Origin of the sequence: Paraburkholderia sp. J8-2 (genome assembly GCF_905220195.1) — a bacterium.
GTDB lineage: Bacteria > Pseudomonadota > Gammaproteobacteria > Burkholderiales > Burkholderiaceae > Paraburkholderia.
On sequence record NZ_CAJMZA010000001.1, the window covers coordinates 1,009,408 to 1,034,178 of the forward strand.

A 24,771-nucleotide genomic window follows, 5' to 3' on the forward strand; every position below is an offset into this window, starting at 1 on the left:
AAGGCTTGCTTGCAGACTGGTTTGCCAGACTTACTTGCCGAGCGACTTGTTCGCTTCGGTGGCCGCCTGGTTCAGCGCGTCGGCAGGCTTGGCCTTGCCGAGGTACACCGACTGCATGGCGTTGGTCACGGCCTTCGCGGTGTCTTCCCAGCCGGTCACGGTCGGCGCGAACTTCGCATGCGGCAGCAGTGCGATAAAGGCCTTCGTGTCGGGATCCTGGAACACCGGGTCGGTCGCTTCAGCCTTGGTGGTCGGCAGGAAGCCTTCCGTGCTCGTGAACTGCACGCGCGGCTCCTTCGTGAACAGGAAGTCCAGGAACTTCCAGGCGCTCTGCTTAACCTTGGAGTTCTTGAACATCATGATCGAGTCGGTCACCGCATAGGTGGCCGGCGTCGTTGCAACCGGGATCGGGTCGATGCCGTACTTGATGTTCGGGGCTTCCTTCTTCAGCTGCTTGGCGAGGAACGGCGCCGAGATCATCATCGCCACGCGGCCCTGCTTGAAGAGGTTCTGCACGTCTTCACGGCTGTAGCCCGTCACGCCCGGCTGCGTAAGACCTTCGTCGATCATGGTCTTGTAGAGCGTCGCGGCCTTCACGCCAGCGGGCGAGTTGAACGCCGCCTTGCCGTCCTTGCCCACCACTTCGCCGCCGTGGGTCCACAGTGCGTAGTAGTAGTACACGTCGGTTTCGATTTCCTTGCCCTGCAGACCGAAGCCCGCAATACCCTTTGCCTTGAGCTTCTTCGAGGCGTCGACCACGTCGTTCCAGGTCTTCGGGCCGTCCGGATAGCCAACCGAAGCCAGCATGTCCTTGTTGTAGTACAGCGCGCGCGCCGAAGCGGCGATCGGCAGGCCGTAGGTCTTGCCGTTGATCTGACCCGGAGCGAGGAACGGACCGATGAAGCGGCCCTTGAAGTTCGCGTCCATGTACGGGTCGAGCGGTTCGGCGATGTCGTCCTTCACGAAGTCGAGCAGCCAGCGCGTGCCGATGATCGCAAGGTCGGCGTTGGCGCCGCCGGAGATGTCCGTTTGCAGCTTCTGTTGCAGCGAGTCCCAGTTCACGTCTTCGATCTTGATCGTGATGCCGGGGTTGGCGGCCTCGAACTGCTTGGCCATTTTCTCGAAGTAAGGGGCGGTGGCGTCGCTGTAGTGGGCGACGGTCACGCGGACCGTGTCGGCGTGCGCCGCGGCGGTGATGCCGGCGAACGCTAGCGCGACGGCGAGCTTGCCGAGCATGGTGGTTGCACGTGCCTGAAACGACATTCTCTCTCTCCTTGTCGATGGGAGTTGGCGCTTTAGCGCTTGGTCCCATCCCATGCGGGGTTGTTGTTGCTGGTGGTTTTTCCTGCTTATGCCGCCGCCTTGACCCGGCTGCTGGGTTGCGTTGTTTGAAAAAATCCTACAGGATGAAAAAAGCGTTGTCACCTGGTAATCTCGATATTGTTTCGGGTGCCGGAATTTGCATAACATGCTGTAAAACAGGGGAAATTCATGCGCCGCAGCAGCGCGGTGTGGTTGGTATAAACCCGCATACGGGCAACCGCACGTCATTCGTATGTAGGAAATTTTCAGGCTTGCTGGCAGGACTGGCGGGCCTCATGGAGAGTCGACATGAGCCGGGTGGTGCTGGTGACGGGGGCGAGCGGCGGCATAGGCCGCGCGCTGTGCAAACGGTTTCTGGAAGCGGGTGACACGGTGCTCGCGCTCGACCGCGACGCTGCGCTCGTGCAACAACTCGCGGCGGAATTCGGCGCACCGGGCGCGGCGCGCCTCGAGCCGCTCGTGGCCGACGTGAGCGATCAGGCCGCTGTGGCCCAGGCCGTGGCGCGCGGCGTGGCGGCGCGCGGCCCGGTGGACGTGGCGGTGGCGAACGCGGGCGGCGCGCTCGGCACGACGCTCGCGCACACCGACGCCGCGAGCTGGCGGCGCGACATCGACCTGAACCTGAACGGGACCTACTACACGGTCGAAGCCGTGCGCGCCTCGATGATCGAACGCCGGCGCGGCGCGCTCGTGCTGATCGGCTCGGTCAACGGGCTTTCGGCGCTCGGCCACCCCGCGTACAGCGCGGCGAAGGCGGGCCTCGTGAGCTACACGAAGGCGCTCGCGATGGAGCTGGGGCCGCACGGCATACGTGCGAACATCGTCTGCCCGGGCACGGTGAAAACGCCTGCATGGCGCGCGCGCGTCGAGCAGCATCCGAAGATCTTCGAAGAACTAAGCAAGTGGTATCCGCTCGGCGACGTGGCCACGCCCGAGGATATCGCCGACGCCGTGCAGTTTCTCGCTTCGCCGCAAGCGCGCGTCATTACGGGCGTGGCGCTGCCCGTGGACGCGGGCCTCATGGCCGGTAACCGGCTCATGGCGAACGAACTGACGCTCGACCCGTTCTGAGGCGCGCACGCGGGCGCTTTGACCTGGTAAGACCTGAAAAGACTTCACGCAAACGAGGAAAGCATGGCAGCGGTACAACTGAACGGCATCTACAAGCGCTATGGCGACACCCAGGTCGTGCACGGCGTCGATCTCGACATCGAAGACGGTGAATTCGTCGTGCTCGTCGGCCCCTCGGGTTGCGGCAAGACCACGGTGATGCGCATGATCGCCGGTCTCGAAGACATCTCCGGCGGCGACCTGACCATCGGCGGCACGCGCGCGAATGCGCTGCCGCCGCAGCAGCGCAACATCTCGATGGTGTTCCAGAGCTACGCGCTCTACCCGCATCTCTCGGTGTACGACAACATCGCGTTCGGTCCGCGCATTCGCAAGGAGCGCGAGGACGGGTTCAAGCCGCGCATCGAAGCCGCCGCGAAAATGCTCAACCTGTCGAGCTACCTGGAGCGCTTGCCGCGCGCGCTTTCGGGCGGTCAGCGCCAGCGCGTCGCCATGGGCCGCGCAGTGGTGCGCGAGCCTGCGCTCTTTCTCTTCGACGAGCCGCTGTCGAACCTCGACGCCAAGCTGCGCGTGCAGATGCGCACTGAGATCAAGGCGCTGCACCAGCGCCTGCGCAACACGGTGGTGTACGTGACGCACGACCAGATCGAGGCGATGACGATGGCCGACCGGATCGTCGTGATGAACGCGGGGCGTATCGAACAGATTGGCCGGCCGCTCGACCTTTACGACAGGCCGGGCAACCTGTTCGTGGCGAGCTTCCTCGGCTCGCCCTCGATGAACTTCGCGCAAGGCACGGTGATGAGCGACGCGCGCGGCACCGCGCTCGTGCTCGAAGACGGCGTGCGCATCCCGCTGCCGGAAGGCAAGGCGCAAGCGGGCGCGCGCGTGACGCTCGGCGTGCGGCCCGAGCACATCGAGGCGGGCGGCGACGTGCCGTTCACGGTCGACGTGATCGAGCCGACTGGCGCGGAGACCCATATGTACGGGAAAATAGGCGACACCACATGGTGCGTCACGACTCGCGCGCGCCCGGACGTCAACCCGGGCCAGCGCATGACGCTAGGTTTGCCTTTGGCGCACCTGCATCTGTTCGATACTGAAAGCGGCAAGCGGCTCGATTGAAGCAGAAGCACGCATCGTAATCTGGATAGCGGGCGCCTCGTATCATTCACGGGAAAAACAGCTTGCCGGTCTCCAACCTGATCCATCACATCCGCAACGTCGCGGAGTCGCTGCGTCCCGCCGAGCGCAAGGTCGCGGAGATGGTGCTTGCCGACATCGACTTCGCCATGCGCGCGAGCATCACCGAGCTCGCGTTGCGCGCGGACGTGTCCGAGCCATCCGTCACGCGCTTTTGCCGCGCGGTGGGTGCGCACGGCCTGCGCGACTTCAAGATGCGGCTCGCGCAGAGCGCGGCGGGCAACGTGCCCTTCGCACTCGCCACGGAGATGACGGGCGGCGAAGCGGGCGGCGCGCAGTGGGCCGGCGAGGTCGGCACCTTGCTCGACAAGGTGACGGAATCGGTCGTCCAGGGCGTGACGCATGCGCGCGCTTCGCTCGATACGGCCGTGTTCGAGGCTGCGGTGGCGGCGCTCGCGAGCGCGCGGCGCGTGTACTTTTTCGGCGTGGGCGCGGGTTCGGGCCTCGTTGCGCAAGACGCGGCGCTGCGCCTGCTGCGGCTCGACATCGCCGCGAGTGCGTTCACGGACGCGCATTTGCAGCGCCTTTACGCGGCGCTGCTCGAACCGGGCGACGTGGCGTTCGCGATCTCGCAATCGGGGCGCAGCGTGGAGGTGAACGAGAGCATCCAGATCGCGAAGGAGCGTGGGGCGACCACTATCGCACTGACGAGCGCGGGCTCGCGCCTCGCGTGGGTGGTGGACATTCCGCTGCTGCTGCGCGTGCCCGCGGCGGCGGATGCGCATGCGCCCGCCGTGGTGCGCATCGCGCATCTCGCGGTGCTCGATGCGCTGGCGCTGGGCGTGTCGCTCGGGCTCGGGCCCAAGACGCTCGAGAAGATGCGCGACGCGCAGGCGCGCAGCGAAGGCGAAAGCCCCGGCACAGAGGACCTTGGATCGCCGCCGGGCGCAGCCTGAGCTTCGCCGCCAACTGTCTGGCTCGTCAGTTGGACTTCATCAGCTTGATCACCAGCGTGCGATTGTCGCGCAGAACGCTCACCTGGCCGGTAGCCGGGTTGGACAGCAGCTCGATCGTGGGGCCAAGGTCCAGCTTCGCAACGGATGTCTGGCCCACCTGAGTGATCAGGTCGCCGACCTTGGCGCCGCTGCGGGCCAGCCTGCCGTCCGGCGCGAGCGAGGCGATTTCATAGCGCTCGCCCGCGCGCAGCAGGACGGAACTTGGCGGCGTAATCGCGCTGTCGCGCGGCGCGGCGGGAAGATCGAAGCAGAACCGGTTGCGGCGAAAATCCAGTTCGAAGCGGTCCATTTTTTCCAGCGTGCCAAGCCCAATGCGCGGATCTTGCGAAGCGTCGCTCACCACGAGCTTCGGCAACGTCTTCTGGCCGATGGTGAGGCCGGCAAGCAGACCCTGCCGGTTATGACTAACGCGATTCGTCACGTCAATGCCGGACACCGTGCCGACATTGGGGAACCGCTTCGCTTGCACGAGGACGTCGAACATGTCGGCCGGTATCGCCACGTCGGCGTCGTAGCCGGTGTCCAGGATGAAAAATCTGGACTCGCCGTCGAGCGAGAGGCTGATGATCGGCGTGCGCTGTTGCGGATCCAGCGCCATGAACGTGCATTGCTGCCACTCGTGGGCAGGGGCTTCATTGCTGTAGGCCGTGAGATGGCCGTCGACGTAATCCGCGCGCCACGTCAGGTTGCGCATGGTTTCGCTTCCGATAATGCCCTTGACGGGCGCATCGTCCACCGACGCTACGCGGCCCAGATCTCCCAGGAGGGCCGGCGCGCCCGCGGGCATGGACCAGTTCTGGATGCGCAGCGCGGGGGAAATGCCCAACTTGAATTGCCTGGGATCACTGAGCGTTCCGGCTGACAGGGTTCCGTCGCCGGTCGGGCTGTTCAGCGCCCCTTGCTTGAGGAGCGCGGCTTCGGTTTCCTTGGTGATCGGCGTTGCGGCCAGCGGTCCTTGCTCCGGCAACGCGTTCAGCGTTGCACCGGTATCGAGCAGCAGCGGCAAAGACCGATTGTCCGCGCCTTGCGCCTCCACGACCCACTGTCCGTTACGCTGGAGCGGGATGGAAAGCAGCGGCGTGCTGGCGGCGGTTGCAGCCGGTGCGGTTTGGGCATCCTGCTTGCTGTGACAGCCGAGGAGCAGCGTGCAGAGCACGAGACCGGCGCTCGCGCGTTTCAGGTTGGGGAGATTGGCATACTTGAGCATGGACGCGGTGCCTGACGGTCGTTTGAAAGGCGATCACGATAGTCGGTGGCGCGCGTCTTGAATTCGGTGTCTTAAGTTTTGTTGTGCACTGTCAAATCCGCAGATTCAGACGCCTTGTTCGCCCTTTTCGCGCGGCTTGAGCCGTACCGGCATCGTGTCGGGCACCATCGTGAATGCCTGCACCTCCTGAATCTTCGCGGGATCGATCGCCAGTTCGATCGTGAACGACTTCATCAGCATCGAGAGCGCAAGGCGCATTTCCACGGTCGCGAGATGGCGGCCCGGGCACACGCGCGGCCCCGCGCCGAATTGCAGATACGCGCGCACGTCGTGGGCTTTTCCATCATCGGATTCGCGTTCTGAGCGCTTCATCCAGCGCCACGGATCGTAGCGCTGCGGATCGGCGAAGTTTTTCGCATCGAGCATGGCGGGGCGCGCGACGAAGAACATGCGCGTGCCCTTGGGCAGCGCCACGTTGTCCACCACCACATCCTCCAGCGGCTCGAACGAATGCACGGACGCCACCGGGCGCAAACGCGTCGCCTCGATACAGATCGCCTCGAAAATATCGAGGTCTTTCAACGTCGCGTAGTCGGGGCAGACCGGCGAATGACCGAGCACGCGCGAAGCTTCGTCGCCGAGATGCTGCTGTAGCGCTGCATCGGCGGCGACGTAGGGCAGCGTCCATGCGATGGAATCGGCCGTCGTGTCTTCGCCCGCGATCAGGAGCGTGAGCACGTTGGCGCGGATCTGCGCGTCGCTAATCGACGCGGCGCCGCCCGGCGCCTGCTGCTGCGCGAGCATCGCTTCTAGCAGATTGCGTGGCGTTTCGGAGGGCTCGTCGCGCATGCGCTCGCGAGCGCGCGCCATCATCGCGTTGACGTAGCGGTGCACTTCCTCTAGCGACCGCTCGAGCTTGCGGTCGGATGGCAGCTTGACGTATCGCCAGTATGGAAAGAGCGCATTGGTGCGCCTCATCACGCCCGGCAGGATGCGCTCCAGATGCTCCTGGATCACGCCGTGGTCGCGCTCCAGCGTGCGCGGGTCCTCGCCGAACGCGAGCGCGCTCGTCACGTCCACTGTGTAGCGTTTGAGGTCGTCGGTCATCTCGACGGTCTCGCCGCGTTCGGCCGCACGTTGCCAGCGGGTGTGAAGCCGCTGCGTGATCTCGGCGAGCGTCGGGTAGAACGCCTTGATGTTGGGGATCGAGAGCGCTTGCATCACGAGCTTGCGCTGCGGTTCCCACGCTACGCCTTCCGCCGAGAAAAGCCCGTTGAAGCCCATCTCCTCGAACACGGCTTCGATCGGCTGGTAGCGCCGGAAGCGGTGCGGCCGCTCGCGCATGATCTGCTGGATCAGCTCGGTGTCGGTCCAGATCGTGATGGGGATGCCGCCCACCTGGAAGCGGTAGGGCGCACCGAGTTCGGCGGCCCATTGTTCGAGGATCAAATGCAGACGCGGCGGCGAAAGCTGCAGCAGATTGCCGAGCAGCGGCAGGCCGCGCGGGCAGGGCAGGTCGGCGATCTGGCGCAACGTTTGTCCGGTCGATGCCGTGCTCATGGGGCGGTTCTCATTAGTTGAGCTTGATGTTTCGGGATTGCGCGTGAAAGGCGCTTACAGCGGCGCGGCCGCCGCGCCTTCCATGTAGCCGAAGCGGCGCGAGAGGCGCTGCGCGGCGGCGATCAGCAGTTGCGCTGCCGTGCCTTCGCGCGCGATGTCGAGGCTGCCCGAAGGGCCCATGACCGCGAGCACGAGGCACACGCTGCCCGTGTGGTCGAACACGGGCGCGGTCACGGTGCTGATGCCGGGAATGGGCTTGTCGAGCGCCGTGTCGACCCCTTCTGCGCGAATGGCGGCCAGGCGCGCGAGGTAGGCGGGCGTGGTGCCTTCGCGCGGCTTCGCGCCCGCGAGCCGCAGTTCGTCCTGGGCGAGGAGGGCTGCGCGCACGTCGTCGTCGACCCATGCAGAGAACACGCGTCCGATCGACGTGTTCACGAGCGACATCACCGTGCCGGGGCGCAGGCTTACGTGCAGCGGCAGCGCCGATTCTTCGAGACGCACGACGGTCGGGCCGAGCGGCCCTGGCACCGCGAGCGCGACGCTCATCGCGGTGGCGGCGGCGAGGCCGACCAGTTCGGCGTCGGCCTCGCGCACCGGCGAAAGGCGCGCGAGGCCGATCAGGCCGAGTTCGAGGCTGAGCGGCCCCGCTTCATAGCGGCCCGCCGCGTCGCGCGCCAGCAGCCCGATCTTCTGGAGGCTCACGAGGTGCGGGAAGGCCTTGGCGGGCGCCATGCCGGCGGCAGCGGCCAGGTCGCGCAGCGGCAAAGGTGTGCCGGCCGCAACGAGCGCGGCGAGCAGTTCACCCGTGATATCGAGCGACTGGATGCCGCGCTGCGGTTTGTCGGCTTCGGGCGTGACGTTGGCCGCGACGTCGGTGCTCGTGTCGTCGCGTGGGGGCTTGGAGCTTACTCGGGGCATGTCGGTGTCGATGGAAAGGCGGCGGCTGCGATTTCGGCAGCGGCGTCGCGCAGCGCACGCACGACCGCGCCTTCCGCGCGCACGTCGAGCGTGCCGCTCGCGCCAATTGCCGTGAGCAGGAGGCTCGGTTCGCGCTGCGGCCCGAGTATGGCCACGCACACGCTGCTCACGCCGGGGCTGGGTGCGTCGATGGCGAGTTCGTAGCCACGCGCGCGGATGGCGTCGAGCGAGGCGAGGAAGCCGGCGTCGGGCGTGCCTTCCGGCGGCGCGCTGGCGGCACTCGCCGCGTGGCTGGTGCCGCGCCACACTGGCTGGGCGGTTTGCGCGGCCCATACGGCTTCGAGCGCCTCGGTCCCGAGGTACGCACAGAACGCGCGGCCGGTGGCCGTGGCCCGCAGCGACATTACCGTGCCGACGTGCAGGTTCACGTGCAGCGGGAGGCTCGCGTGCTCGTAGCGCACGATGGTTGGCCCCTGCGGCCCGGCAATACAGAGCGCGACGCTGCAGTTCAGCGCCTGCGCGAGCGCGGCCGCGCGCGGCACCGCCTCGCGCAGTGCGGGCTGCTGCGCGAGATGCAGGAGGCCCAGGCGCAGCGCGAGCGGGCCGGGCTCATAGCGCCCCGAAAGCGCGTCGCGCTTGATGAGCCCGAGGCGCGTCAAGCTCACGAGATAGGCGTGCGCCTGGCTCGACGGAATGTCGCCGATCGCCGCGAGATCGGTGGCGCCAAGCGGCGCGCGCGCGTCGGCGAGGGCGCGCAGCAGGCGTCCGCCCACCTCGACGCTCTGAATGCCGCGCTGCGTGCGTGCCGCCGCTGCGCTGCCTTCCGGCGCGGACGCGGCGCTGTCGTTGCGACGTCTCATTGGCGCTTTTCTCTGGCTGAAAAAGGGTCCATGTTAACTGAACGGCGGCGTGCATTGGCAGCGGACGCGATCTCGTCATGCCATTCAGCCGAGCACGGCAAGAAATTAGCGTATGGCAATATGATTCGCTATTGACAAATAAAAAGCACGAGGCCTATGATGGCCTAACCTCGGCATAACAGTGGTTCAGCTACATTCAAAACGGGGCGAGACAACGAGGCTGGCGCGTGCGCCAGGCCTGCCCGCGCTTCGCCCGCCCTCAATACGGAGACTCAACATGGCAAAGGCGTTCGCATCCCAGGCCGACCTCGAAGAAAAGAAGGTCACGTTCACGCAGCTTTCGGAAAACGCATACGCGTACACCACGGAAGGCGACCCCAACTCGGGCGTCATCATCGGCGACGACGGCGTGCTGATCGTCGACACCACGGCTACGCCCGCCATGGCGCAGGACCTCATCGCGAAAATCCGCACGGTCACGGACAAGCCCATCAAGTACGTCGTGCTCTCGCACTATCACGCCGTGCGCGTGCTGGGCGCTTCGGCGTACTTCAAGGAAGGCGCGCAGCAGATCATCGCGAGCCGCGGCACGTATGAAATGATCGTCGAGCGCGGCGAAGCCGACATGAAGTCGGAAATCGAGCGCTTCCCGCGCCTCTTTGCGGGTGTCGAAACGGTGCCGGGCCTCACGTGGCCCACGCTCGTGTTCGAGAAGGAAATCACGCTGTTCCTCGGCAAGCTCGAAGTGAAGATCGCGCACCTCGGCTCGGGCCACACGAAGGGCGACACCGTGGTGTGGCTGCCGCAGCAGAAGGTGCTGTTCTCGGGCGACCTCGTCGAATACGACGCCGCGTGCTATTGCGGCGATGCCCAGCTCGCCGACTGGCCCGCCACGCTCGAAGCGCTGCGCTCGCTTGGCGCCGAAAAGCTCGTGCCGGGCCGCGGCCCCGCGCTGCTCAACCCGGCCGAAGTCAACAAGGGTCTCGACTACACGAAGGACTTCGTGACCACGCTGCTCGCACAGGGCCGCGCGGCCGTTGAGCAGAAGCTCGACCTGAAGGGTGCGATGGCGCTCACGCGTGAAGCGATGGACCCGAAGTTCGGCCATGTGTTCATCTACGAGCATTGCCTGCCGTTCGACGTGACCCGCGCGTATGACGAAGCGAGCGGCATGACGCATCCGCGCATCTGGACGGCGCAGCGCGACAAGGAGATGTGGGACGCGTTGCAGGATTGAAGCGACAACGCGCATAGAGATACGTGGCACCTTGCCTGGGATCGCAGTAAGCGCTAAAGCGCTAACTGCGACCGACAGCGGCATGGGACCAGAGTAAGTGCTGAAGCACTAACTCTGGTCGACAGGAGACAAAACGATGATCGACTATCAAACGCTGACCTTCGACTACGCGCGATGCAGCGAACAAACCCCGGATGCCGCCGCCTGCGTGCGTCCGGTCGTGGTGGTCGGCGCGGGGCCGGTGGGCCTTGCGACGGCCATCGACCTCGCGCGGCAAGGTGTGCAGGTGGTGCTCGTGGACGACGACTGCACGCTTTCCACGGGCTCGCGCGCCATCTGTTTTTCCAAGCGCTCGCTCGATATCTTCGACCGCCTCGGCTGCGGCGAGCGCATGGTCGAAAAGGGCGTGAGCTGGAACGTGGGCAAAGTGTTCCGTAAGGACGAGCTTGTCTACACGTTCAACCTGCTGCCTGAAAGCGGTCACCATCGGCCGGCTTTCGTCAATCTTCAGCAGTACTACGTGGAGGGCTATCTGCTCGAACGCGCGCAGGAACTGCCCAACCTCGAAATCCGCTGGAAGAACAAGGTAACGGGCGTGGCGCAGCATGGCACGCCGGGTTCGAACGATGCGCACGTCGCGCTCGAAATCGACACGCCCGATGGTCCGTACATGCTGCTCGCGCGCTACGTGGTGGCCGCCGACGGCTCGCGCAGCCCGCTGCGCAAGCTGCTCGGCCTCGACAGCCACGGCCGCACGTTCAAGGACCGCTTCCTCATCGCCGACGTGAAGATGGAAGCCGACTTCCCCACCGAACGCTGGTTCTGGTTCGATCCGCCGTTCCATCCGAACCAGTCGGTGCTATTGCATCGCCAGCCCGATAACGTGTGGCGCATCGACTTCCAGCTCGGCTGGGACGCCGACCCGGTGCTCGAGAAAACGCCCGAGCGCGTGATCCCGCGTGTGCGCGCACTGCTCGGCCCCGATGTGAAGTTCGAGCTGGAGTGGGTGAGCATCTACACGTTCTCGTGCCTGCGTATGGACAGCTTCCGCCAGGGCAACGTGCTGTTCGCGGGCGACTCGGCGCATCTGGTTTCGCCGTTTGGCGCGCGCGGCGCGAATAGCGGCTTCCAGGACGGCGAGAACCTCGCATGGAAGCTCGCCATGGTGCTGGAGAATCACGCGCCCGACGCGCTGCTCGACACCTATGCAAGCGAGCGCGAATACGCGGCTGACGAAAACATCCGCAACTCCACGCGTTCGACTGACTTCATCACGCCGAAGAGCGCGGTGAGCCGCGTGTTCCGCGACGCCGTGCTCACGCTCGCTCGCGAGCATGCCTTCGCGCGGCAGTTGGTGAACAGCGGCCGGCTTTCCGTGCCGGCGGTGCTGCGCGAATCGACCTTGAACACGCCCGACGAAGACACGTTCGACGGCAAGATGGAGCCGGGCGCTTCGTGTGCGGATGCGCCGGTGCTAAGCGCAGCGGGTGACGAGAGCTGGCTGCTTGCGCATCTGGGCGACCAGTTCGCGGGCCTCGTGTTCAGCCGCGCGGGCTCGGCATTCGATACCGCGACGCTCGACACGCTGCAGACGCTCTCGCGTTCAGCGGTGCCGCTCAAGTTCGTGGTGATGCTCGAAGGCGACGCGGCCGTGCCCGCGGGTCTGCCTGCATCGACGGTGGTGTTGCGCGACGTGCAAGGGTTGGCGGCGCAGCGCTACGGCGCGCAGGAGGGGGCGTTCTATCTGATTCGTCCGGACCAGCACGTGAGCGCGCGCTGGCGGCGCGCCGACGCGGCGCGCGTGGAAAGCGCGCTCAAGCGCTCGCTTTGCGTGCAAGGCACGGCATAAAGGACGAGGAGACAACCATGCTGAACACTCAACCGAACCTGGCAAGACCGGACGACTTTTACGAAGCGCTCATCGACATGCATCGCGATCTCGACGAGGCGCAGAGTCAATCGGCCAACGCGCAACTCATTCTGCTGCTCGCGAATCACATCGGCGAACACGAAACGCTGATGCAAGCGCTTCGCTTCGCGCGCGCAGGCGTGAGTGCGCCGGCGAGCCACGGCGCGACGGGAAAACTCGCGGCGTGAAAGCGCAACTGCGTCGACGCGAGCGGCCGGATGCCTGCCGGCCGCTCGCTCGCCGTCACACCTGCATGGACGGCACATCCTTCATGCAGCGCAAGGCGAACATCGACCGGCTGTGACGAATGCTCGAGATGCGATAGAGCTTCTCGCGCAGGAAACGCTCGTAGCCTGCGGTGCCGTCCACTGCCACCTTGATCCAGTAGTCGTACTCGCCGGAGACGAGATAGGCCTCGAGCACTTCGGGCAGCGCCGCGAGTTCGGCGCCGAAGCGCGCGAGCGCGTCGTCTTCGTGGCGGTCGAGCGTCACTTCCAGAATCACGATGTCGGCGTAGCCCAGCTTCTGCTGGTTCACGAGCGCGACATAGCCGTCGATGTAACCGTCGGCTTCGAGCTGGCGCGTGCGATTCCAGCACGCGGTGGTGGACATGCCCACTTGCTCGGCCAGTTCGGCATTCGACAGACGGGCGTTCTTTTGCAGGGCGCTGAGGATCTTGCGGTCCTGATTGTCGAGCGCTTTGGGCGCGCGTTCACGAGGGCTCATGGCGAAAAAGAATCTTGTACAGGTAGGATCGATTCTAGCGGAAGAAGATTCCGTATAACGTCGGTTTCTACCTGAAAACCGGAAGCCTAATCCGGCTATTCACCGGTATATTTTCCACATGCCTTCTTGCCTGGCACGACCCACGCGGCCACCTCCCCGCGTTGGGGAGCGCCGCCGCAGCCACAAGCCGCGGTGGTCCGTCAGGGCCGGTTTCCGTTGCACCCTGCGGCGGCTACCGGGCGTTGCGCGCGTACACCACGCAGCCAGCAATGTCCGGTCAGGCAGATGGCATTTGAAAACCGCGCTTCTGCGCGGTTTTTTGTTGCCCGTTTTCGATGTCTTTAACTAACCCGAGCCCCCGAGCGCCGTCCGTCACAACGTCTTCGCCAGCACGCCCAGCAATGTCGATCCAGCTGTATCTATCTTTTCTCGCCGCCGCGCTCGTACTCGTCTACACCCCCGGTCCCGTCAACGTGCTCACCATGAGTCAGGCGCTTCATGCCGGCTGGCGCCGCGCGCTGCCCTGCGTCTGGGGCGGCACGCTCGCGGTGCTGCTCCAGCTCGCGTTGACGGCGCTTTGCCTCAATTCGCTGCTGCTCATTAGTGAGCATTCACTTACGTTGCTGCGTTGGCTGGGCGCGGCCTATCTCGTCTGGCTGGGCTGCAAGCAGTGGCGCAGCCGCTCGCTGGCCGGTACGGATGCGCCTGCCGAGGCTGCCGATAGCGCAAGCCGTCGTGATTTGTTCTGGCGCGGATTTACGACTTCGGGGCTCAATCCGAAGACCTTGCTGTTCTTCCCGTCGTTTTTCCCGCAGTTCATGAGCGCCGACGCGCCCTGGAGCGCCAACCGCCAGTATTTGCTGTTGGCGGCGACGTTCGCTCTGCTGTTTGCGGGCGGCGTGGCTTCGATGGCGCTGTTCTCGCACCGGCTGCGCCATGTGCTGCAGCGGCCGAGGCGCATGCGCGCCGTGAATCGCCTGATGGGCAGTCTGCTCGTGGGAATGGGCGCGATGATGGCCGGCTTGCGGTGAGCGCGCAGGCGGCGCATGGCTCGCGCGCGGCTGTGCGCGAGGCGGTTGGCGTGACGCCGGTTCAGCGCGCCGCTTAGGGCGTGATCGCGGTGCCGGTGGCCGACACGGTCGGCGTAGCCGCGGTGCCCTGCGTGGTGGCGGTGCCGGAGCTTGCCGAGGTGGACGCGAGCGTTTGCGCCGGCGCAGCGCTAGCTGACGCCGCAACGGGGGCAGACGCCGCGTTGTGAGTGGTCACACTCGCCGCGAGCCCCGCAGCCTGCGGGCTTTCCGGAGCCGTCACGGGGACGCCCATGATCGCGGCCGCAGCCGCCGTGGCGTGGTCGACCGGCGCGGAGGCGCCCGGCGCCGAAGCTGCGGGCGCGGGCGCAGCCGTTGGGGCAGACGCCGCCGCGGGCGCGGCCGCAGGCGCCGTCACCACCGGCGCGGCCGGCAGCGTGGTGCTGTGCAACACCGCCGCACCCGTTGCCGCAGCCGCTGCCGCAGCAGCCGGCGCTGCCGAGCCCACCGTGGTCGCGGCAGGCGCGGCGCTCGCCGCGACCGGCTCGATGGGCGGCGGCAGCGGCGAAATCTTGATCGCGCCGGTGGCCGGCACGGCCTCGCTGCGCGCCGCAGCGTTCAAATACTGCCCCACCAGCTCGAAGAAGCGCGAGTAAAACGGCCCCGACTGGATCGTCTCGCTCGAAATTTTCACCATCTCGTCGCTGTTCGAGCGAATGGGCAGCGAAACCGACCCCAGAATCGAGAGCCCCACGCTCGCCGAGGTATCGCTCTTCTTGAGCGCATAGCCGTTCTGCACGGCGTTCACGTACACCATGCTCGTATTGCTCGCGTCGCCGGGCGTGCAGACCACGTGCACCTCCACGACGATGTGCTGATCCATCGTCGGCTGGAAGTTCTTGGTGGCGTCGACGGTGTCGTTGCGCGTCATCGTCGTCATGTAGCCCTGGCTCAGCAGTGCGCGGCGCGACGATTCACAGGCGTCCGTGCTCGCGTAGTTGAAGCTGCGCGAGAATTGGCTGGGCGCGGTGCTCAGCAACTGATCTTCCTGGAACTTGGGCTTGGGCGACGAGCACGCGCCGAGTGCAGCGGCCAGCGTCACCGTGGTGACGGCGAGGGCGGCGCTGCGCAGCGGGACGGGCAAACGAGGGAAAACTTTCGAAAAACGGGACATGTTCGGGGCAAACAGGGCAGCAATGCGGCATTGCATCGGACGGCATGATTGTAGTTCGGTTCCGCTGCGCACGACCGAACGCTCGTTTTTTCGAGGCTTTTCGAAAGCCGGACGAAGGCGTTTCGAAGCTTACATTCCGTATGGCGAAAAAAAACGGGCTTCCGCCCAACGCGAAAGCCCGTGTCAACCCGGCGCCCGGGGCAGCGAGCGGAGAAGCGAACTCGCTGGCGTGCGCCGCAGCCGGGTACCGCCGGCTGTTCCAGTGCGCAATGCGCAAAATTGTGGGGGCCACATTTGCCGCCGCGCCCGCAACGCGGCGTTAGTGTGGGCTCACTTCATCGGCCAACCGCGTCGGCTTACTTCGTGCCGACCGTCGTGAGCGGCTGCCACTTGCCGTTCACGACCTTGTAGACCGTCACGCCGCCGTACTTGAGGTCGCCGTACTGGTCGTAGGCCAGTTCGTTCGTGGTCACGCCCTTCATGTTGGTCGCCTTGAGCGAGGCGAGGTAGATGTGCGGATCGGTCGAGTTCGCTTTCTTCATGGCGGCGATCACGGCGCGCGTGCCGTCATACGCGTACGGCGAATACAGTTCGACCGGCTTGTTGAAGCGCTTCGTGTAGCTCTCGACATAAGCCTTGCCGCCCGGCATCTGGTCGAGCGGGCTGCCGCCCGACGAAGCGAGCGCGCCTTCCGCCGCCGGACCGGCGATCTTGATCAGTTCGTCCGAGTGCATCATGTCGGGGCCGATCAGCGTGGCCTTGATCGCGAGCGACTTCATCTGCTTGAGCATCGGCGCGGCCTGGGTGTCGGCGCCGCCGTAGAAGATCGCGTCGGCGTCGGCCGACTTGATGTGCGTGAGGATCGAGCGGAAGTCCACGGCCTTGTCGTTCGTGAACTCCTGCGCGACCACCGTGCCGCCCGCCGCCTTCACGGCCTTGGCGAACTCTTCGGCCACGCCCTGACCGTAAGCCGTGCGGTCGTCGATCACGGCGAAGCGCTTGAACTTCAGGTCCTTCACGACGTACTCGCCGAGCACGCCGCCTTGCTGCGAGTCGGAGGTCACGAGGCGGAACGTGGTGGGCAGACCTTGGCGCGTATAGGTGGGCGCAGTGGCCGTCGCGATTTCGGGAATGCCGGCCTTCGCGTAGATCGGCGCGGCCGGAATGCTGGTGCCCGAGTTGAAGTGGCCGATCACGGCGGAAACGCCGTCGTCCACGAGCTTTTGCGCGACGGTCGTGCCGGTGCGCGGGTCGGCCTGGTCGTCGTAGGCGTCGAGCACGAAGCGCACCGGCTTGCCGCCGATGGTCGGGTTCGTGGCGTTCTCGTCGTCGATCGCCATCTGCACGCCGCTGCGGAAGTCCGCGCCGTAGTGGGCCTGACCGCCGGTGAGCGGGGCGGCGAAGCCGATCTTGACGTCGGTGGCCTGGGCGAGCGCACCGGCGCTCCACAGGGCCGCCACGGCGGCAAGAACGGCGGGCGCGCGCAGGCGCAGTCGCATTTGCGTGTTTCGGTTGCTTGGGTTCATCCTGGTTCTCTCCTCAGCGGTCTACGTTTTTCATGGGCGCAAGCGGGCCCGCACCGCGTTCGGAGCGCGCGGCGTGCCTTTTTGCGCAGGGGTGAAGCAAAAGAAATCGGCCGCCAGACGGCGGTTTGCCAATCGAATCCGTTGCGCACGCAACGGCCTCGGGCCGACCCGGTGGATACGCTAAAATTGCTTGGTTTTCAGATGCTTACAGAAACCTATACAGTCTCCCGACAAGGACACGGCACAGTGGGTACGGCTGGCGGATCCGTCTTGCCAGCTTAAATATCCAGAAGCGATTGGATTGTATCCAATTCTGGCAGGCAAAAATATTGACGACAACACTTTTTCGTCGGACGGCGTTCGTCCGTCCGGCGCCCACGAGCTCATGACGACAGTGCAGGCCAAGGAAGACCAGCGATCGCTGCCCCAGACGATCCGCGACCAGCTGCGCGACGAGATCCTGCGCGGCGTGCTGCCGCCCGGTGCGCAGCTACGCCAGGAAAGCCTGGCGGAGCGCTTCGGCGCGAGCCGCATTCCCGTGCGCGAGGCGCTGCGCCAGCTCGAGGCCGAAGGGCTTGTGAGCTACCAGCTCAATCGCGGTGCGGTGGTGATCGCCATGTCGACGCAGGAGATCTGCGAGCTGCTCGACATTCGCGCGGCACTGGAGACCTATGCGGCGAAGCTCGCGGTGCCGAACATGGTGGCCGGCGACATCGACGTGATGAAGCGCATTCTCGCGGCGTACGACGCCGCTTCGTCGCCCGCCGAGTGGGCCGAATGCAACCGCCAGTTCCATCTCGCGCTGTGCGCGCCCGCGAACAACACGCGTTTGCGCAAGATGATCGAGGAGTACTGCCTGAGCACGACGAATCGATATCCGCATCTGCGCATGTCGCTCGATACGGAGAAGAACGAGGTGCAAAGCGATCACTACGCGATCGTCGATGCCTGCAAGCGGCGCGCCGTGGATGAAGTGGTGGCGCTGATCGAGCGGCATATTCTCGATACCAAGCGCGAGGTGATGGCCGCCGCGCGACTGGCGGGGCTGGATAGCTGAGCAGTTCTTTTCGCTGCATTGGATACAAAAACGGCGAGCGCCCCGTAAGGGACGCTCGCCGTTTTGTTTGAAGCGGAACTAGCTGTGAAGCGCTTCGCTCACACCGCCATTTCCGGCGGCGCCTGGCGGAAGCAGCGCGTGATCCAGCCGAGGTACGCGAGGCCGAGCACGAACCAGACGATGCCGAGCACGATCGCCGTCTTTTCGAGGCTGCACAGCAGCCAGATATCGGTCACGGCGCCGATCAGCGGGAATACCAGGCCGCCGAGGAACCCAAAGCCACGCGTGCCTGCCGCGCCGCTGAAGTACTGGCGGATCACGCACAGGTTCACCGAAGTGAACGCGAGGAACGCACCGAAGTTGATGAACGAAGTCGACGTGGCCACGTCGAGCTTCAGCGCGATCAAACCTACGACACCGGCAATCGCAATGTTGATCGCAGGCGTGCGGAAACGCGGGTGGATGTAGCCGAAAATCGACTTGGGCAGCACTTCATCGCGGCCCATTGCATAGAGCAGGCGCCCCACGCTGGCCTGCGCCGAGATGCCCGAGGCGAACTGCGCGAGGATCAGGCCTGCGAGGAAAATCGTCACGAAGATATCGCCGCCCACTTTGCGCGCGATTTCGAACGCGGCCGAATCGGGGTCCTTGAACACGGCGCCCGGATGCGCGAGTTGCAGCGTGTACGCCGCGATCACGAAGATCGCGCCGCCCACCAGCGCGATCAGCACGATGGCGCGCGGAATGGTCTTTTCGGGCTCGATGGTTTCCTCGGTGAGCGTGGAAACGGCGTCGAAGCCGAGGTACGAATATGCGGCGATCGCAGCACCCGCCATCGTGGCCGAAAGCGGCACGTGCGGCTGGAAGAACGGCTGCGCCGCGATGAGTCCGCCCGGGCCCGCGGCCGCGGAGGCGTAGTGCACACACAGGACTACGAACATTGCCGTAATGCCGAGCTGCACGATCATCAGCACGATGTTGAAGCGCGCGGCGAGTTCGATGCCGACGATGTTCAGCGCGCTCGTGAACACGATGAACGCGACAATCCAGATCCACGTGGGCACGCTCGGGAACGCAGCGCCAAGATAGGCTGCGCCGATCAGCCAGATGACCATCGGCAGGAAGAAGTAATCGAGCAGCGTGGCCCAGCCGATCATGAAGCCCAGGTGCGCATTGAAGCTCTTGCGCGTGTACGTGTAGGCCGAACCTGCCACAGGGAAAAGGCGCGCGAGCTTGCCGTAGCTGAGCGCCGTGAACACGATTGCGATGAGGGCAATGAGATACGCGAGGGCGGCCGTGTCCTGGCTCGCGCCTGCGAGCACGCCATAGGTGCCGTAGACGATCAGCGGCGCCATGTAGGCGAGGCCGAACAGGAGCACGGACGGCAGGCCGAGCGTGCGCTTCAGGTGAGGTACGTGAGTGCCGCGTTCATGCGATGGCGAGGCAGGATTCATGATGCAGTTGTCTCCAGGGTGCTGCGGTTCTGGCAGGCGTAAGCGGGCCCGGCTAGCCACGAGAAGCGGCTTGCCGGAACGCTTGTTGCCGGGTTTTGCTGCTTGGCGCGCTTAACGCCCTTAATGTCTTTAGCGCGTGCGCGAGCGGATATTGAGCGAGCGGCGGCCTTGCGCGTCGTTCTCGTCCACGAGATTGAGCGCAATGCGTGCGTCGTGCAGATAGCTGTAATGCTCGCGGCTTTGCGCGAGGAGCGCGCGATCAACCTTCGCGTGCAGCACTGCGTCTTCGTCCTTCAACTCGCAGAGCACGTCGCCGAACGGGCTCACGAGCGCCGTTTCGCCGGGGAACGTGAGGTTGTCGTCGCCGTCGCCGGTGCGGTTCACGAGCGCCGCGAACATCTGGTTCTCCATGGCGCGCGCGACGATTGCGCGGCGATGCACAGGGCCGAATGGATCCATGTTGCCGTTCGTGACGACGAGCATTTCCGCGCCGAGCGAGGCGACGGCGCGCGCCGTTTCGGGAAACTCGATGTCGTAGCAGATCAGCAGACCAACGGTCGTGCCCTTGAATTCGCACACCTCGTAGCGCTCGCCCGGCGTGAACACGCCCACGTCCGAGGCCCACAGGTGCGTCTTGCGGTAACGCAGTGCGATGTCGCCGCGTTCGTCGATCAGCACGGTGGTGTTGTAGAAGCGATCGCCTTCGCGCTCGGCGAGGCCCACGGCAACGCCGATATTGGCTGCACGTGCGGCGTCGCGCACTTTGGAGAGCGAGGGGCCTTCGAGCGTTTCGGCAATGTCGCGCACGTTTTCGCGCGTGGGAAAGCCGGTGAGCGTGGCTTCGGGAAAGACGATGAGATCGCTGCCTTCGCGGCGCTTGCCAATCGTGTCGAGCACGCGGGCAAGGTTGGGCGCGACTGCGCCGTCCACGACCGGGATCTGCGCGAGTTCGAGTTGCATGCCTGTCTCCTTCCTTATGTATTACGTAAAGCACCGCGTGGGCGTCAGGAGCGGCTATTATCTCCACGTTATTTTTGTCGAGAAATTACCCTGCAGGGGTACCCTGATCGGAGGACTCATGGAGCCCCTAATGGAACTGGACTGGCAGGACCGCGCGTTCCATCACCATATCGCGACGCTGATCGACGCCCTCGACGGCCCCGACTTCTGGACTCGCATGACGCGCGTAATCGAGCGCTTCGTGGCGTTCGACAACTGGGTTGCGCTCGTCTTCCGGCGCGATCGCGCGCCGCTCGTGTGCGCCGAGTCGCCCATGCCCGACGGTACCGTGGATCTCTTGTTCCGCGCGTATCTGGAGGGGATGTACCTGCTCGATCCGTTCTATCTGAACGCGAGCGAAAAGCCGCGCGCAGGCCTCGTCACGCTCGCCGAAGTCGCGCCCGATAATTTCCGCATGACGGACTATTACCAGCGCTACTTCAAGAGCAACATCATCGGCGACGAAGTGCAGTTCAACTTGCCTCTGGACGAAGCCCACACGCTGATTTTCTCGCTGGGCGCAAAGCACCATTACACGGAGCGCGATATTGCGTTGTTCGCGATGTTCGCGCCGTGGGTCGTCGCGCTCATGAAGCAGCGGCTTGCGCATGAGACGTTCGCCGAGGGCGTTGCCGAGGCGGTTGCCTCGGATTCGGTTGAAGCCGAAAGCGCGGCGCAGCAGGGGCAGTTGAGCGAGGCGGGGTTCGCTAGCCGCATTGAAACGGTCACGCAGCAAAGCGGACGCGTGCCGCTCACCGCGCGCGAGATCGAAGTGGTGCGTTTGAGCTTGAGCGGCTTTTCCACGCGCGCGATTGCGGAACGGCTCGAAATCTCGTTCGAGACCGTGCGCGCGCACAAGAAGCATATTTACGCGAAGCTCGGCGTGAGCTCGCAGTCGGAGCTGTTTGCGCTGTTCTACGAGCCGCTCGGACGCTCGGGCGTGTGAGCGCCGCGCGCCGCTAGCGGTGCGCGTTAGAACTCGACGAGCGCGAAGTCTTCCTTGCCCACGTCGCAAAGCGGGCAGCGCCAGTCGTCGGGCACGTCGGCCCAGCGGGTGCCGGGGGCGAGGCCGTCGTCGGGGGCGCCTGCCGCTTCGTCGTACAACCAGCCGCAGATCACGCAGACCCATTGCTTGAGGCCGTCGTCGGCGCCCGCAGCAGCCGTTGAGGCGCTTGCAGGGGCTTCGGGCGCGGCGCTTTCGCGCGGCGTGTCGAGCGCGACGACGAGCGGCGCTGCGGTGCTTTCGCGTGCCGCGAGCTTCGTTTGCAGCGTGGCAAGCAGCGCGGCGGCTTCGTCGGCGGTGAGGTCGATCCAGTACGGGTCGCCTGCGCCGTCATTCAGGCGTTCGGGAGAGAACTGGATTTCGAGGGCGACGCCTTTCTTGTACATAAGCGAAAACGGTTGGCTTGGTGCCCCGCGCGCGCTGCGCTCACAGGAAGTAGCGGAACAGCAGCGAGGCCGCAATGCCGCCAGCCGCGATCAGCGCGAGCATTTGCAGGAGCGTGATGGACTTGCTGGACTTGGCGTTCGAAGCGGCGGGACGGGTGGTGGTGTTCATAGGGTGAAATTGCGGCGGCGTGGGTTGCGTTCTCGGGTTGCATTCGCGATTGCGCCCTGTAATGTCGCCATGTTTTGCATGGCGTCGGCAGAGCGCGGCGGGGGAGTTTCGCACGATTTCGTGTCGACGGGGGTATTTGCGCGGCGACTGCGCGCACGCGCCGCAGATTTCGCCCCCGGCAACCTGGCCGCACAGCGGTAGGGATTATCGCCGCTAACGCGGGCCGGATTCCTGAGCACCCGGAGATGGATTATTTCGTATGCGTTGAGAGACGATGCTCAGGCATGCAGCCAGCGTTGTTCGATATACGAAAACAGCCAGCTGACCGGCACCGCGCAGGCCATGCCGATGCCCACCTGCGCCACGCGAAAGAGCGCGACGTCCCATACCGGCCCGTTCATGGGCACGAGGAGCACGATGGTGGTGGTGATCGCGCCCAGCCGTGCGGCGGTGCTCACACTCAGGCACCAGCAGCCGATGATCACCACGCTCACCGCTACGAGATAGGCCGCGAGATTCTCCGGGCCGAACGCCGCCGTTGCGAAGCCCACCACGCCGCCCGCAATCGCGCCAATGAACTGGTCGCGCGACTGGGCGAGCGTATCGGCGTAATCGTGCTGGGTGACGGCGATCGCCGTAATCGCGGCCCAGAACGCCTGTTCGGTGTGGAGCGCGCGGCCGATGCTGTACGCAAGCCCCGCCGCGCATACGGCGCGCAGCGCCATGAGCGTGCCTTGCACGGCGCGGCTCTTGAGCGGCAGGCGCTTGAGCGCGCTCAGCGCCGATTGCTGGAGCGAAGTGAGGTACGCGTAGAGGTTGTCTTGTGGATCGTGCATCGCGCGTAATGGGTCGTAAGGAGAACGTGAGGTCAGGCGGGCGCGCTGGCAAGCATATCAAGCCGTGTCTGTCGTGTGCGGATCGTCGGGCAGGCAATGCAGGCGCAGCGGCTTCGCCGCGTGGCGCAGGTCGCGCTCGACGGCGCGCCGCGCGCCTGGTGCGTCGCGGCGTTTGAGCCGCCGCATCAGGCCTTCGTGTGCTGCGTTGAGCGTGCGCGCAAAGCCGGGCTCGTCGAACAGCAGGTTCGAGATCGGCCCCACCTGGAGCCACACCGTTTCGATCAGATCCACGAGCAGCGGCGAGCCGCTCGCGCGATAGAGCATGAGGTGGAAGTCTTCGTTGGCGTCGAGATAGTGCGCGCGCTTGTTCTGCTTCAGCGCCTCGGCCATCTGTGCGCATAGGGCGTCGAGCTGCGCGATTTCGCTGGCGGTGAGGCGCGTGGCGGCGAGAAACGCCGCTTCGCCTTCGAGCATCACGCGCACGTTGAGCACGTCGTCGAACTGCGCGCGCGTGAGTTGCGGCACGACTACACCGCGGTTAGGCAGGTTCACGAGCGCAGACTCGCCTGCCAGACGCACGAGCGCCGCGCGCACCGGCATCTCGCCCACGCCCAGTTGCTCAGCGAGCGCGTGAATGCGCAAACGCTCGCCCGGCACGAAGCGCCCGAGGCTCAGCCAGCGGCGCAGCGTGGCGTAGGTCTCGTCCTGCAGCGATTGATGCGCGCGTGTTTTCATCGTCCGGTCAGTGCGCTTAGTTCGCTCAAGCAGGCTTCGAATGCGGCGAGCAGGCGGTCGACGTCGGCCTCGGTCGTTTCCGGGCACACGAGCATCATGTTGTGGAACGGCGTGATGAGCACGCCGCGATTGAGTAGATACAGATGCAGCAGGTGCTCGAGTTCGTCGTCCATGGCGGCGCGCGCCTCGCTGCCGTTGCGCGGCGGCACGGCGCAGAACTGGAACTCGGTGCGTGCGCCCACCCGCGTCACGCACCACGGCAGCGCATGGCGCGCGATCGTCGCTGCGAGCCCGTTGGCGAGCCGCTCGGCCAGCGCGAACATGTGCGTGTAGGCGGCGTCGGTCATGACTTCGCTGAGCGTTGCGCGCATTGCGCTCATCGAAAGCGCGTTCGCCGTGAGCGTCGTGCCGATGCCTGAATGGCCCGGCGGCGCATCGAATTTCGCCTGCTGTGCACGCGCGGCGAACTCGGCGGAAAAGCCGTAGACCGCGCACGGCACGCCGCCGCCTACCGGCTTGCCGAGCACGAAGAGGTCGGGCTCGATGCCATGCTCGCGCGCGTAGCCGCGCGGCCCGCTGCTGATCGTATGCGTTTCGTCGATCAACAGCAGCGTGCCGTGCCGCTTCATGAGCGCCTGCGCCTCGCGCCAGAAGCCGGGCTCGGGCAGCACCATGCCCACGTTCGTCATGGCGGGCTCGGCGAGCACGCAGGCGACGTCGTTGCCGGCGAGTGCGCGCGCGAGCGCTTCGAGATCGTTGAACTCGACTACGCGCGTAGTTGGCAGCAGGTCGTGAACCTGCCCGAGCAGGCTCGCGCGCTGCGTGGGCTGGCCATCGACGAGATCGACGAACACATCGTCGACGGTGCCGTGATAGCAGCCGTTGAACACGAGTATCGTGCGTCGCCCTGTGGCCGCGCGCGCCCAGCGGACGGCGAAGCGGTTGGCGTCGCTTGCGGTCATGGCGAACTGCCAGAAGGGCAGGCCGAAACGCTGCGCGAGCGCTTCGCCCACGGCCACGGCGTCTTCGCCCGGCAACATCGTCGTGAAGCCGCGCTGTGCCTGAGCCGCGAGCGCGCGCGCCACGGGCTGCGGCGCATGGCCGAACATCGCGCCCGTGTCGCCGAGGCAGAAGTCGGTGTAGCGGTGGCCGTCCACGTCGGTGAAGGCTGCGCCGCGCGCGGCATCCACGTACAGCGAGAAGGGCGTGGACCAATCGTTCATCCAGTGCAGCGGCACCCCGAACAGCAGATGGTGTGCGGCTTGCGCGGACAATGCCTGCGACTTCGGGCGCGCGGTGGCGAAGGCTTCGCGTTCCCGGGCGAGGACGTGCTGCGCACGGTCCCAGTTCACGCCTTGACGGGTTTGCATGCGTGTCTCCTTGTGATTTGATCAAATCTTCGCATGAGCAAACGGGGAAGTAAATTTGATCAAA

General features: G+C 65.5%; 24 protein-coding genes. 9 read left to right on the forward strand and 15 right to left on the reverse strand.

All coding sequences use genetic code 11. From position 1 onward, the window contains the following. Positions 1-30: 30 nt before the first annotated feature. The gene (locus tag U5A52_RS04410; RefSeq protein ID WP_321911626.1) at positions 31-1,263 is read right to left on the reverse strand and encodes a sugar ABC transporter substrate-binding protein; all 1,233 of its coding nucleotides are present in this window, start codon (positions 1,261-1,263) and stop codon (positions 31-33) included. Between the two features lie 348 nt (positions 1,264-1,611). Between U5A52_RS04410 and U5A52_RS04415 the strand changes: the two genes are divergently transcribed. The 3 genes from U5A52_RS04415 to U5A52_RS04425 all read left to right on the forward strand — a co-directional run bounded on the left by U5A52_RS04415 (position 1,612) and on the right by U5A52_RS04425 (position 4,493). After that, entirely contained in the window at positions 1,612-2,394 is a 783-nt protein-coding gene (locus tag U5A52_RS04415) for an SDR family oxidoreductase (RefSeq protein ID WP_321911624.1), read from the forward strand. A 63-nt stretch (positions 2,395-2,457) separates the two neighbouring features. Then, positions 2,458-3,519 carry a sn-glycerol-3-phosphate ABC transporter ATP-binding protein UgpC gene (locus tag U5A52_RS04420; protein WP_321911621.1) on the forward strand — a complete coding sequence of 354 codons (1,062 nt, stop codon included), beginning with the start codon at positions 2,458-2,460 and terminating at the stop codon, positions 3,517-3,519. 62 nt (positions 3,520-3,581) lie between these two features. Further along, on the forward strand, positions 3,582-4,493 hold the full coding sequence (locus U5A52_RS04425; protein WP_321934047.1) for a MurR/RpiR family transcriptional regulator: 912 nt from the start codon (positions 3,582-3,584) through the stop codon (positions 4,491-4,493). Positions 4,494-4,518: 25 nt separating this feature from the next. On the opposite strand, the gene U5A52_RS04430 is transcribed toward U5A52_RS04425, so the two are convergent. The 4 genes from U5A52_RS04430 to U5A52_RS04445 form a co-directional block, all read right to left on the reverse strand. Further along, entirely contained in the window at positions 4,519-5,709 is a 1,191-nt protein-coding gene (locus U5A52_RS04430) for a hypothetical protein (protein WP_321911618.1), read from the reverse strand. A gap of 156 nt (positions 5,710-5,865) precedes the next feature. Continuing rightward, positions 5,866-7,320, reverse strand: a complete 1,455-nt coding sequence (locus U5A52_RS04435) for a cytochrome P450 (protein WP_321911616.1) — start codon at positions 7,318-7,320, stop codon at positions 5,866-5,868. Between the two features lie 54 nt (positions 7,321-7,374). After that, complete coding sequence (locus U5A52_RS04440; RefSeq protein WP_321911614.1) at positions 7,375-8,238, reverse strand: IclR family transcriptional regulator; 864 nt, start codon at positions 8,236-8,238, stop codon at positions 7,375-7,377. Beyond that, entirely contained in the window at positions 8,226-9,098 is an 873-nt protein-coding gene (locus tag U5A52_RS04445; RefSeq protein ID WP_321911612.1) for an IclR family transcriptional regulator, read from the reverse strand. The genes U5A52_RS04440 and U5A52_RS04445 overlap by 13 nt, the downstream gene beginning before the upstream one ends. A 277-nt stretch (positions 9,099-9,375) precedes the next feature. On the opposite strand from U5A52_RS04445, the gene U5A52_RS04450 reads away from it, so the two are divergent. From U5A52_RS04450 to U5A52_RS04460, 3 genes are all read left to right on the forward strand, one after another. Continuing rightward, the gene (locus tag U5A52_RS04450) at positions 9,376-10,335 is read left to right on the forward strand and encodes an MBL fold metallo-hydrolase (RefSeq protein WP_321911611.1); all 960 of its coding nucleotides are present in this window, start codon (positions 9,376-9,378) and stop codon (positions 10,333-10,335) included. A 136-nt stretch (positions 10,336-10,471) separates the two neighbouring features. Next, positions 10,472-12,184 carry an FAD-dependent oxidoreductase gene (locus U5A52_RS04455; RefSeq protein ID WP_321934048.1) on the forward strand — a complete coding sequence of 571 codons (1,713 nt, stop codon included), beginning with the start codon at positions 10,472-10,474 and terminating at the stop codon, positions 12,182-12,184. 17 nt (positions 12,185-12,201) lie between these two features. Beyond that, a complete protein-coding gene (locus tag U5A52_RS04460) occupies positions 12,202-12,432 on the forward strand; it encodes a DUF2783 domain-containing protein (RefSeq protein WP_321911608.1) in 231 nt (76 codons plus the stop codon). 55 nt (positions 12,433-12,487) lie between these two features. Here U5A52_RS04460 and U5A52_RS04465 read toward each other — a convergent pair whose 3' ends face one another. Continuing rightward, on the reverse strand, positions 12,488-12,970 hold the full coding sequence (locus tag U5A52_RS04465) for an Lrp/AsnC family transcriptional regulator (RefSeq protein WP_201697314.1): 483 nt from the start codon (positions 12,968-12,970) through the stop codon (positions 12,488-12,490). Between the two features lie 401 nt (positions 12,971-13,371). On the opposite strand from U5A52_RS04465, the gene U5A52_RS04470 reads away from it, so the two are divergent. Further along, positions 13,372-14,001 carry a LysE family translocator gene (locus U5A52_RS04470; RefSeq protein ID WP_321911604.1) on the forward strand — a complete coding sequence of 210 codons (630 nt, stop codon included), beginning with the start codon at positions 13,372-13,374 and terminating at the stop codon, positions 13,999-14,001. Between the two features lie 73 nt (positions 14,002-14,074). Here U5A52_RS04470 and U5A52_RS04475 read toward each other — a convergent pair whose 3' ends face one another. Both U5A52_RS04475 and U5A52_RS04480 read right to left on the reverse strand, forming a co-directional pair. Then, positions 14,075-15,172: a DUF2242 domain-containing protein gene (locus tag U5A52_RS04475; RefSeq protein WP_321934049.1), complete on the reverse strand. Its 1,098-nt coding sequence runs from the start codon at positions 15,170-15,172 to the stop codon at positions 14,075-14,077. A 356-nt stretch (positions 15,173-15,528) separates the two neighbouring features. Further along, positions 15,529-16,671, reverse strand: a complete 1,143-nt coding sequence (locus U5A52_RS04480; protein ID WP_321911781.1) for a branched-chain amino acid ABC transporter substrate-binding protein — start codon at positions 16,669-16,671, stop codon at positions 15,529-15,531. A 412-nt stretch (positions 16,672-17,083) separates the two neighbouring features. On the opposite strand from U5A52_RS04480, the gene U5A52_RS04485 reads away from it, so the two are divergent. After that, complete coding sequence (locus tag U5A52_RS04485; RefSeq protein WP_321911601.1) at positions 17,084-17,755, forward strand: GntR family transcriptional regulator; 672 nt, start codon at positions 17,084-17,086, stop codon at positions 17,753-17,755. Positions 17,756-17,853: 98 nt separating this feature from the next. Here the strand turns inward: U5A52_RS04485 and U5A52_RS04490 are convergent, their stop codons facing one another. After that, positions 17,854-19,209: an APC family permease gene (locus tag U5A52_RS04490; RefSeq protein ID WP_321911600.1), complete on the reverse strand. Its 1,356-nt coding sequence runs from the start codon at positions 19,207-19,209 to the stop codon at positions 17,854-17,856. A 129-nt stretch (positions 19,210-19,338) separates the two neighbouring features. Continuing rightward, positions 19,339-20,169 carry a carbon-nitrogen hydrolase family protein gene (locus U5A52_RS04495; protein WP_321911598.1) on the reverse strand — a complete coding sequence of 277 codons (831 nt, stop codon included), beginning with the start codon at positions 20,167-20,169 and terminating at the stop codon, positions 19,339-19,341. 130 nt (positions 20,170-20,299) lie between these two features. Here U5A52_RS04495 and U5A52_RS04500 point away from each other — a divergent pair, with 130 nt between their 5' ends. Continuing rightward, on the forward strand, positions 20,300-21,154 hold the full coding sequence (locus U5A52_RS04500; protein WP_321934179.1) for a helix-turn-helix transcriptional regulator: 855 nt from the start codon (positions 20,300-20,302) through the stop codon (positions 21,152-21,154). A 26-nt stretch (positions 21,155-21,180) separates the two neighbouring features. On the opposite strand, the gene U5A52_RS04505 is transcribed toward U5A52_RS04500, so the two are convergent. The 5 genes from U5A52_RS04505 to U5A52_RS04525 all read right to left on the reverse strand — a co-directional run bounded on the left by U5A52_RS04505 (position 21,181) and on the right by U5A52_RS04525 (position 24,707). Then, positions 21,181-21,597 carry a rubredoxin gene (locus tag U5A52_RS04505; protein WP_321934050.1) on the reverse strand — a complete coding sequence of 139 codons (417 nt, stop codon included), beginning with the start codon at positions 21,595-21,597 and terminating at the stop codon, positions 21,181-21,183. Positions 21,598-21,637: 40 nt separating this feature from the next. Further along, complete coding sequence (locus U5A52_RS04510; RefSeq protein WP_266227690.1) at positions 21,638-21,766, reverse strand: hypothetical protein; 129 nt, start codon at positions 21,764-21,766, stop codon at positions 21,638-21,640. Between the two features lie 278 nt (positions 21,767-22,044). Further along, positions 22,045-22,602, reverse strand: a complete 558-nt coding sequence (locus U5A52_RS04515; protein ID WP_321911592.1) for an FUSC family protein — start codon at positions 22,600-22,602, stop codon at positions 22,045-22,047. A gap of 57 nt (positions 22,603-22,659) precedes the next feature. After that, positions 22,660-23,337, reverse strand: a complete 678-nt coding sequence (locus U5A52_RS04520; RefSeq protein WP_321934051.1) for a GntR family transcriptional regulator — start codon at positions 23,335-23,337, stop codon at positions 22,660-22,662. Continuing rightward, on the reverse strand, positions 23,334-24,707 hold the full coding sequence (locus tag U5A52_RS04525; RefSeq protein WP_321934052.1) for an aspartate aminotransferase family protein: 1,374 nt from the start codon (positions 24,705-24,707) through the stop codon (positions 23,334-23,336). Before U5A52_RS04525 ends, U5A52_RS04520 begins: the two co-directional genes overlap by 4 nt. Between the last annotated feature and the right edge of the window lie 64 nt (positions 24,708-24,771).

Excerpts from the sequence above, each read along its gene's own strand:
- U5A52_RS04410 (WP_321911626.1), bottom strand. The coding sequence starts at position 1,263 with ATGTCGTTTCAGGCACGTGCAACCACCATGCTCGGCAAGCTCGCCGTC.
- U5A52_RS04415 (WP_321911624.1), top strand. The coding sequence starts at position 1,612 with ATGAGCCGGGTGGTGCTGGTGACGGGGGCGAGCGGCGGCATAGGCCGC.
- U5A52_RS04420 (WP_321911621.1), top strand. The coding sequence starts at position 2,458 with ATGGCAGCGGTACAACTGAACGGCATCTACAAGCGCTATGGCGACACC.
- U5A52_RS04435 (WP_321911616.1), bottom strand. The coding sequence starts at position 7,320 with ATGAGCACGGCATCGACCGGACAAACGTTGCGCCAGATCGCCGACCTG.
- U5A52_RS04440 (WP_321911614.1), bottom strand. The coding sequence starts at position 8,238 with ATGCCCCGAGTAAGCTCCAAGCCCCCACGCGACGACACGAGCACCGAC.
- U5A52_RS04445 (WP_321911612.1), bottom strand. The coding sequence starts at position 9,098 with ATGAGACGTCGCAACGACAGCGCCGCGTCCGCGCCGGAAGGCAGCGCA.
- U5A52_RS04450 (WP_321911611.1), top strand. The coding sequence starts at position 9,376 with ATGGCAAAGGCGTTCGCATCCCAGGCCGACCTCGAAGAAAAGAAGGTC.
- U5A52_RS04455 (WP_321934048.1), top strand. The coding sequence starts at position 10,472 with ATGATCGACTATCAAACGCTGACCTTCGACTACGCGCGATGCAGCGAA.
- U5A52_RS04460 (WP_321911608.1), top strand. The coding sequence starts at position 12,202 with ATGCTGAACACTCAACCGAACCTGGCAAGACCGGACGACTTTTACGAA.
- U5A52_RS04465 (WP_201697314.1), bottom strand. The coding sequence starts at position 12,970 with ATGAGCCCTCGTGAACGCGCGCCCAAAGCGCTCGACAATCAGGACCGC.
- U5A52_RS04470 (WP_321911604.1), top strand. The coding sequence starts at position 13,372 with ATGTCGATCCAGCTGTATCTATCTTTTCTCGCCGCCGCGCTCGTACTC.
- U5A52_RS04475 (WP_321934049.1), bottom strand. The coding sequence starts at position 15,172 with ATGTCCCGTTTTTCGAAAGTTTTCCCTCGTTTGCCCGTCCCGCTGCGC.
- U5A52_RS04480 (WP_321911781.1), bottom strand. The coding sequence starts at position 16,671 with ATGCGACTGCGCCTGCGCGCGCCCGCCGTTCTTGCCGCCGTGGCGGCC.
- U5A52_RS04485 (WP_321911601.1), top strand. The coding sequence starts at position 17,084 with ATGACGACAGTGCAGGCCAAGGAAGACCAGCGATCGCTGCCCCAGACG.
- U5A52_RS04490 (WP_321911600.1), bottom strand. The coding sequence starts at position 19,209 with ATGAATCCTGCCTCGCCATCGCATGAACGCGGCACTCACGTACCTCAC.
- U5A52_RS04495 (WP_321911598.1), bottom strand. The coding sequence starts at position 20,169 with ATGCAACTCGAACTCGCGCAGATCCCGGTCGTGGACGGCGCAGTCGCG.
- U5A52_RS04500 (WP_321934179.1), top strand. The coding sequence starts at position 20,300 with ATGGAACTGGACTGGCAGGACCGCGCGTTCCATCACCATATCGCGACG.
- U5A52_RS04505 (WP_321934050.1), bottom strand. The coding sequence starts at position 21,597 with ATGTACAAGAAAGGCGTCGCCCTCGAAATCCAGTTCTCTCCCGAACGC.
- U5A52_RS04510 (WP_266227690.1), bottom strand. The coding sequence starts at position 21,766 with ATGAACACCACCACCCGTCCCGCCGCTTCGAACGCCAAGTCCAGCAAG.
- U5A52_RS04515 (WP_321911592.1), bottom strand. The coding sequence starts at position 22,602 with ATGCACGATCCACAAGACAACCTCTACGCGTACCTCACTTCGCTCCAG.
- U5A52_RS04520 (WP_321934051.1), bottom strand. The coding sequence starts at position 23,337 with ATGAAAACACGCGCGCATCAATCGCTGCAGGACGAGACCTACGCCACG.
- U5A52_RS04525 (WP_321934052.1), bottom strand. The coding sequence starts at position 24,707 with ATGCAAACCCGTCAAGGCGTGAACTGGGACCGTGCGCAGCACGTCCTC.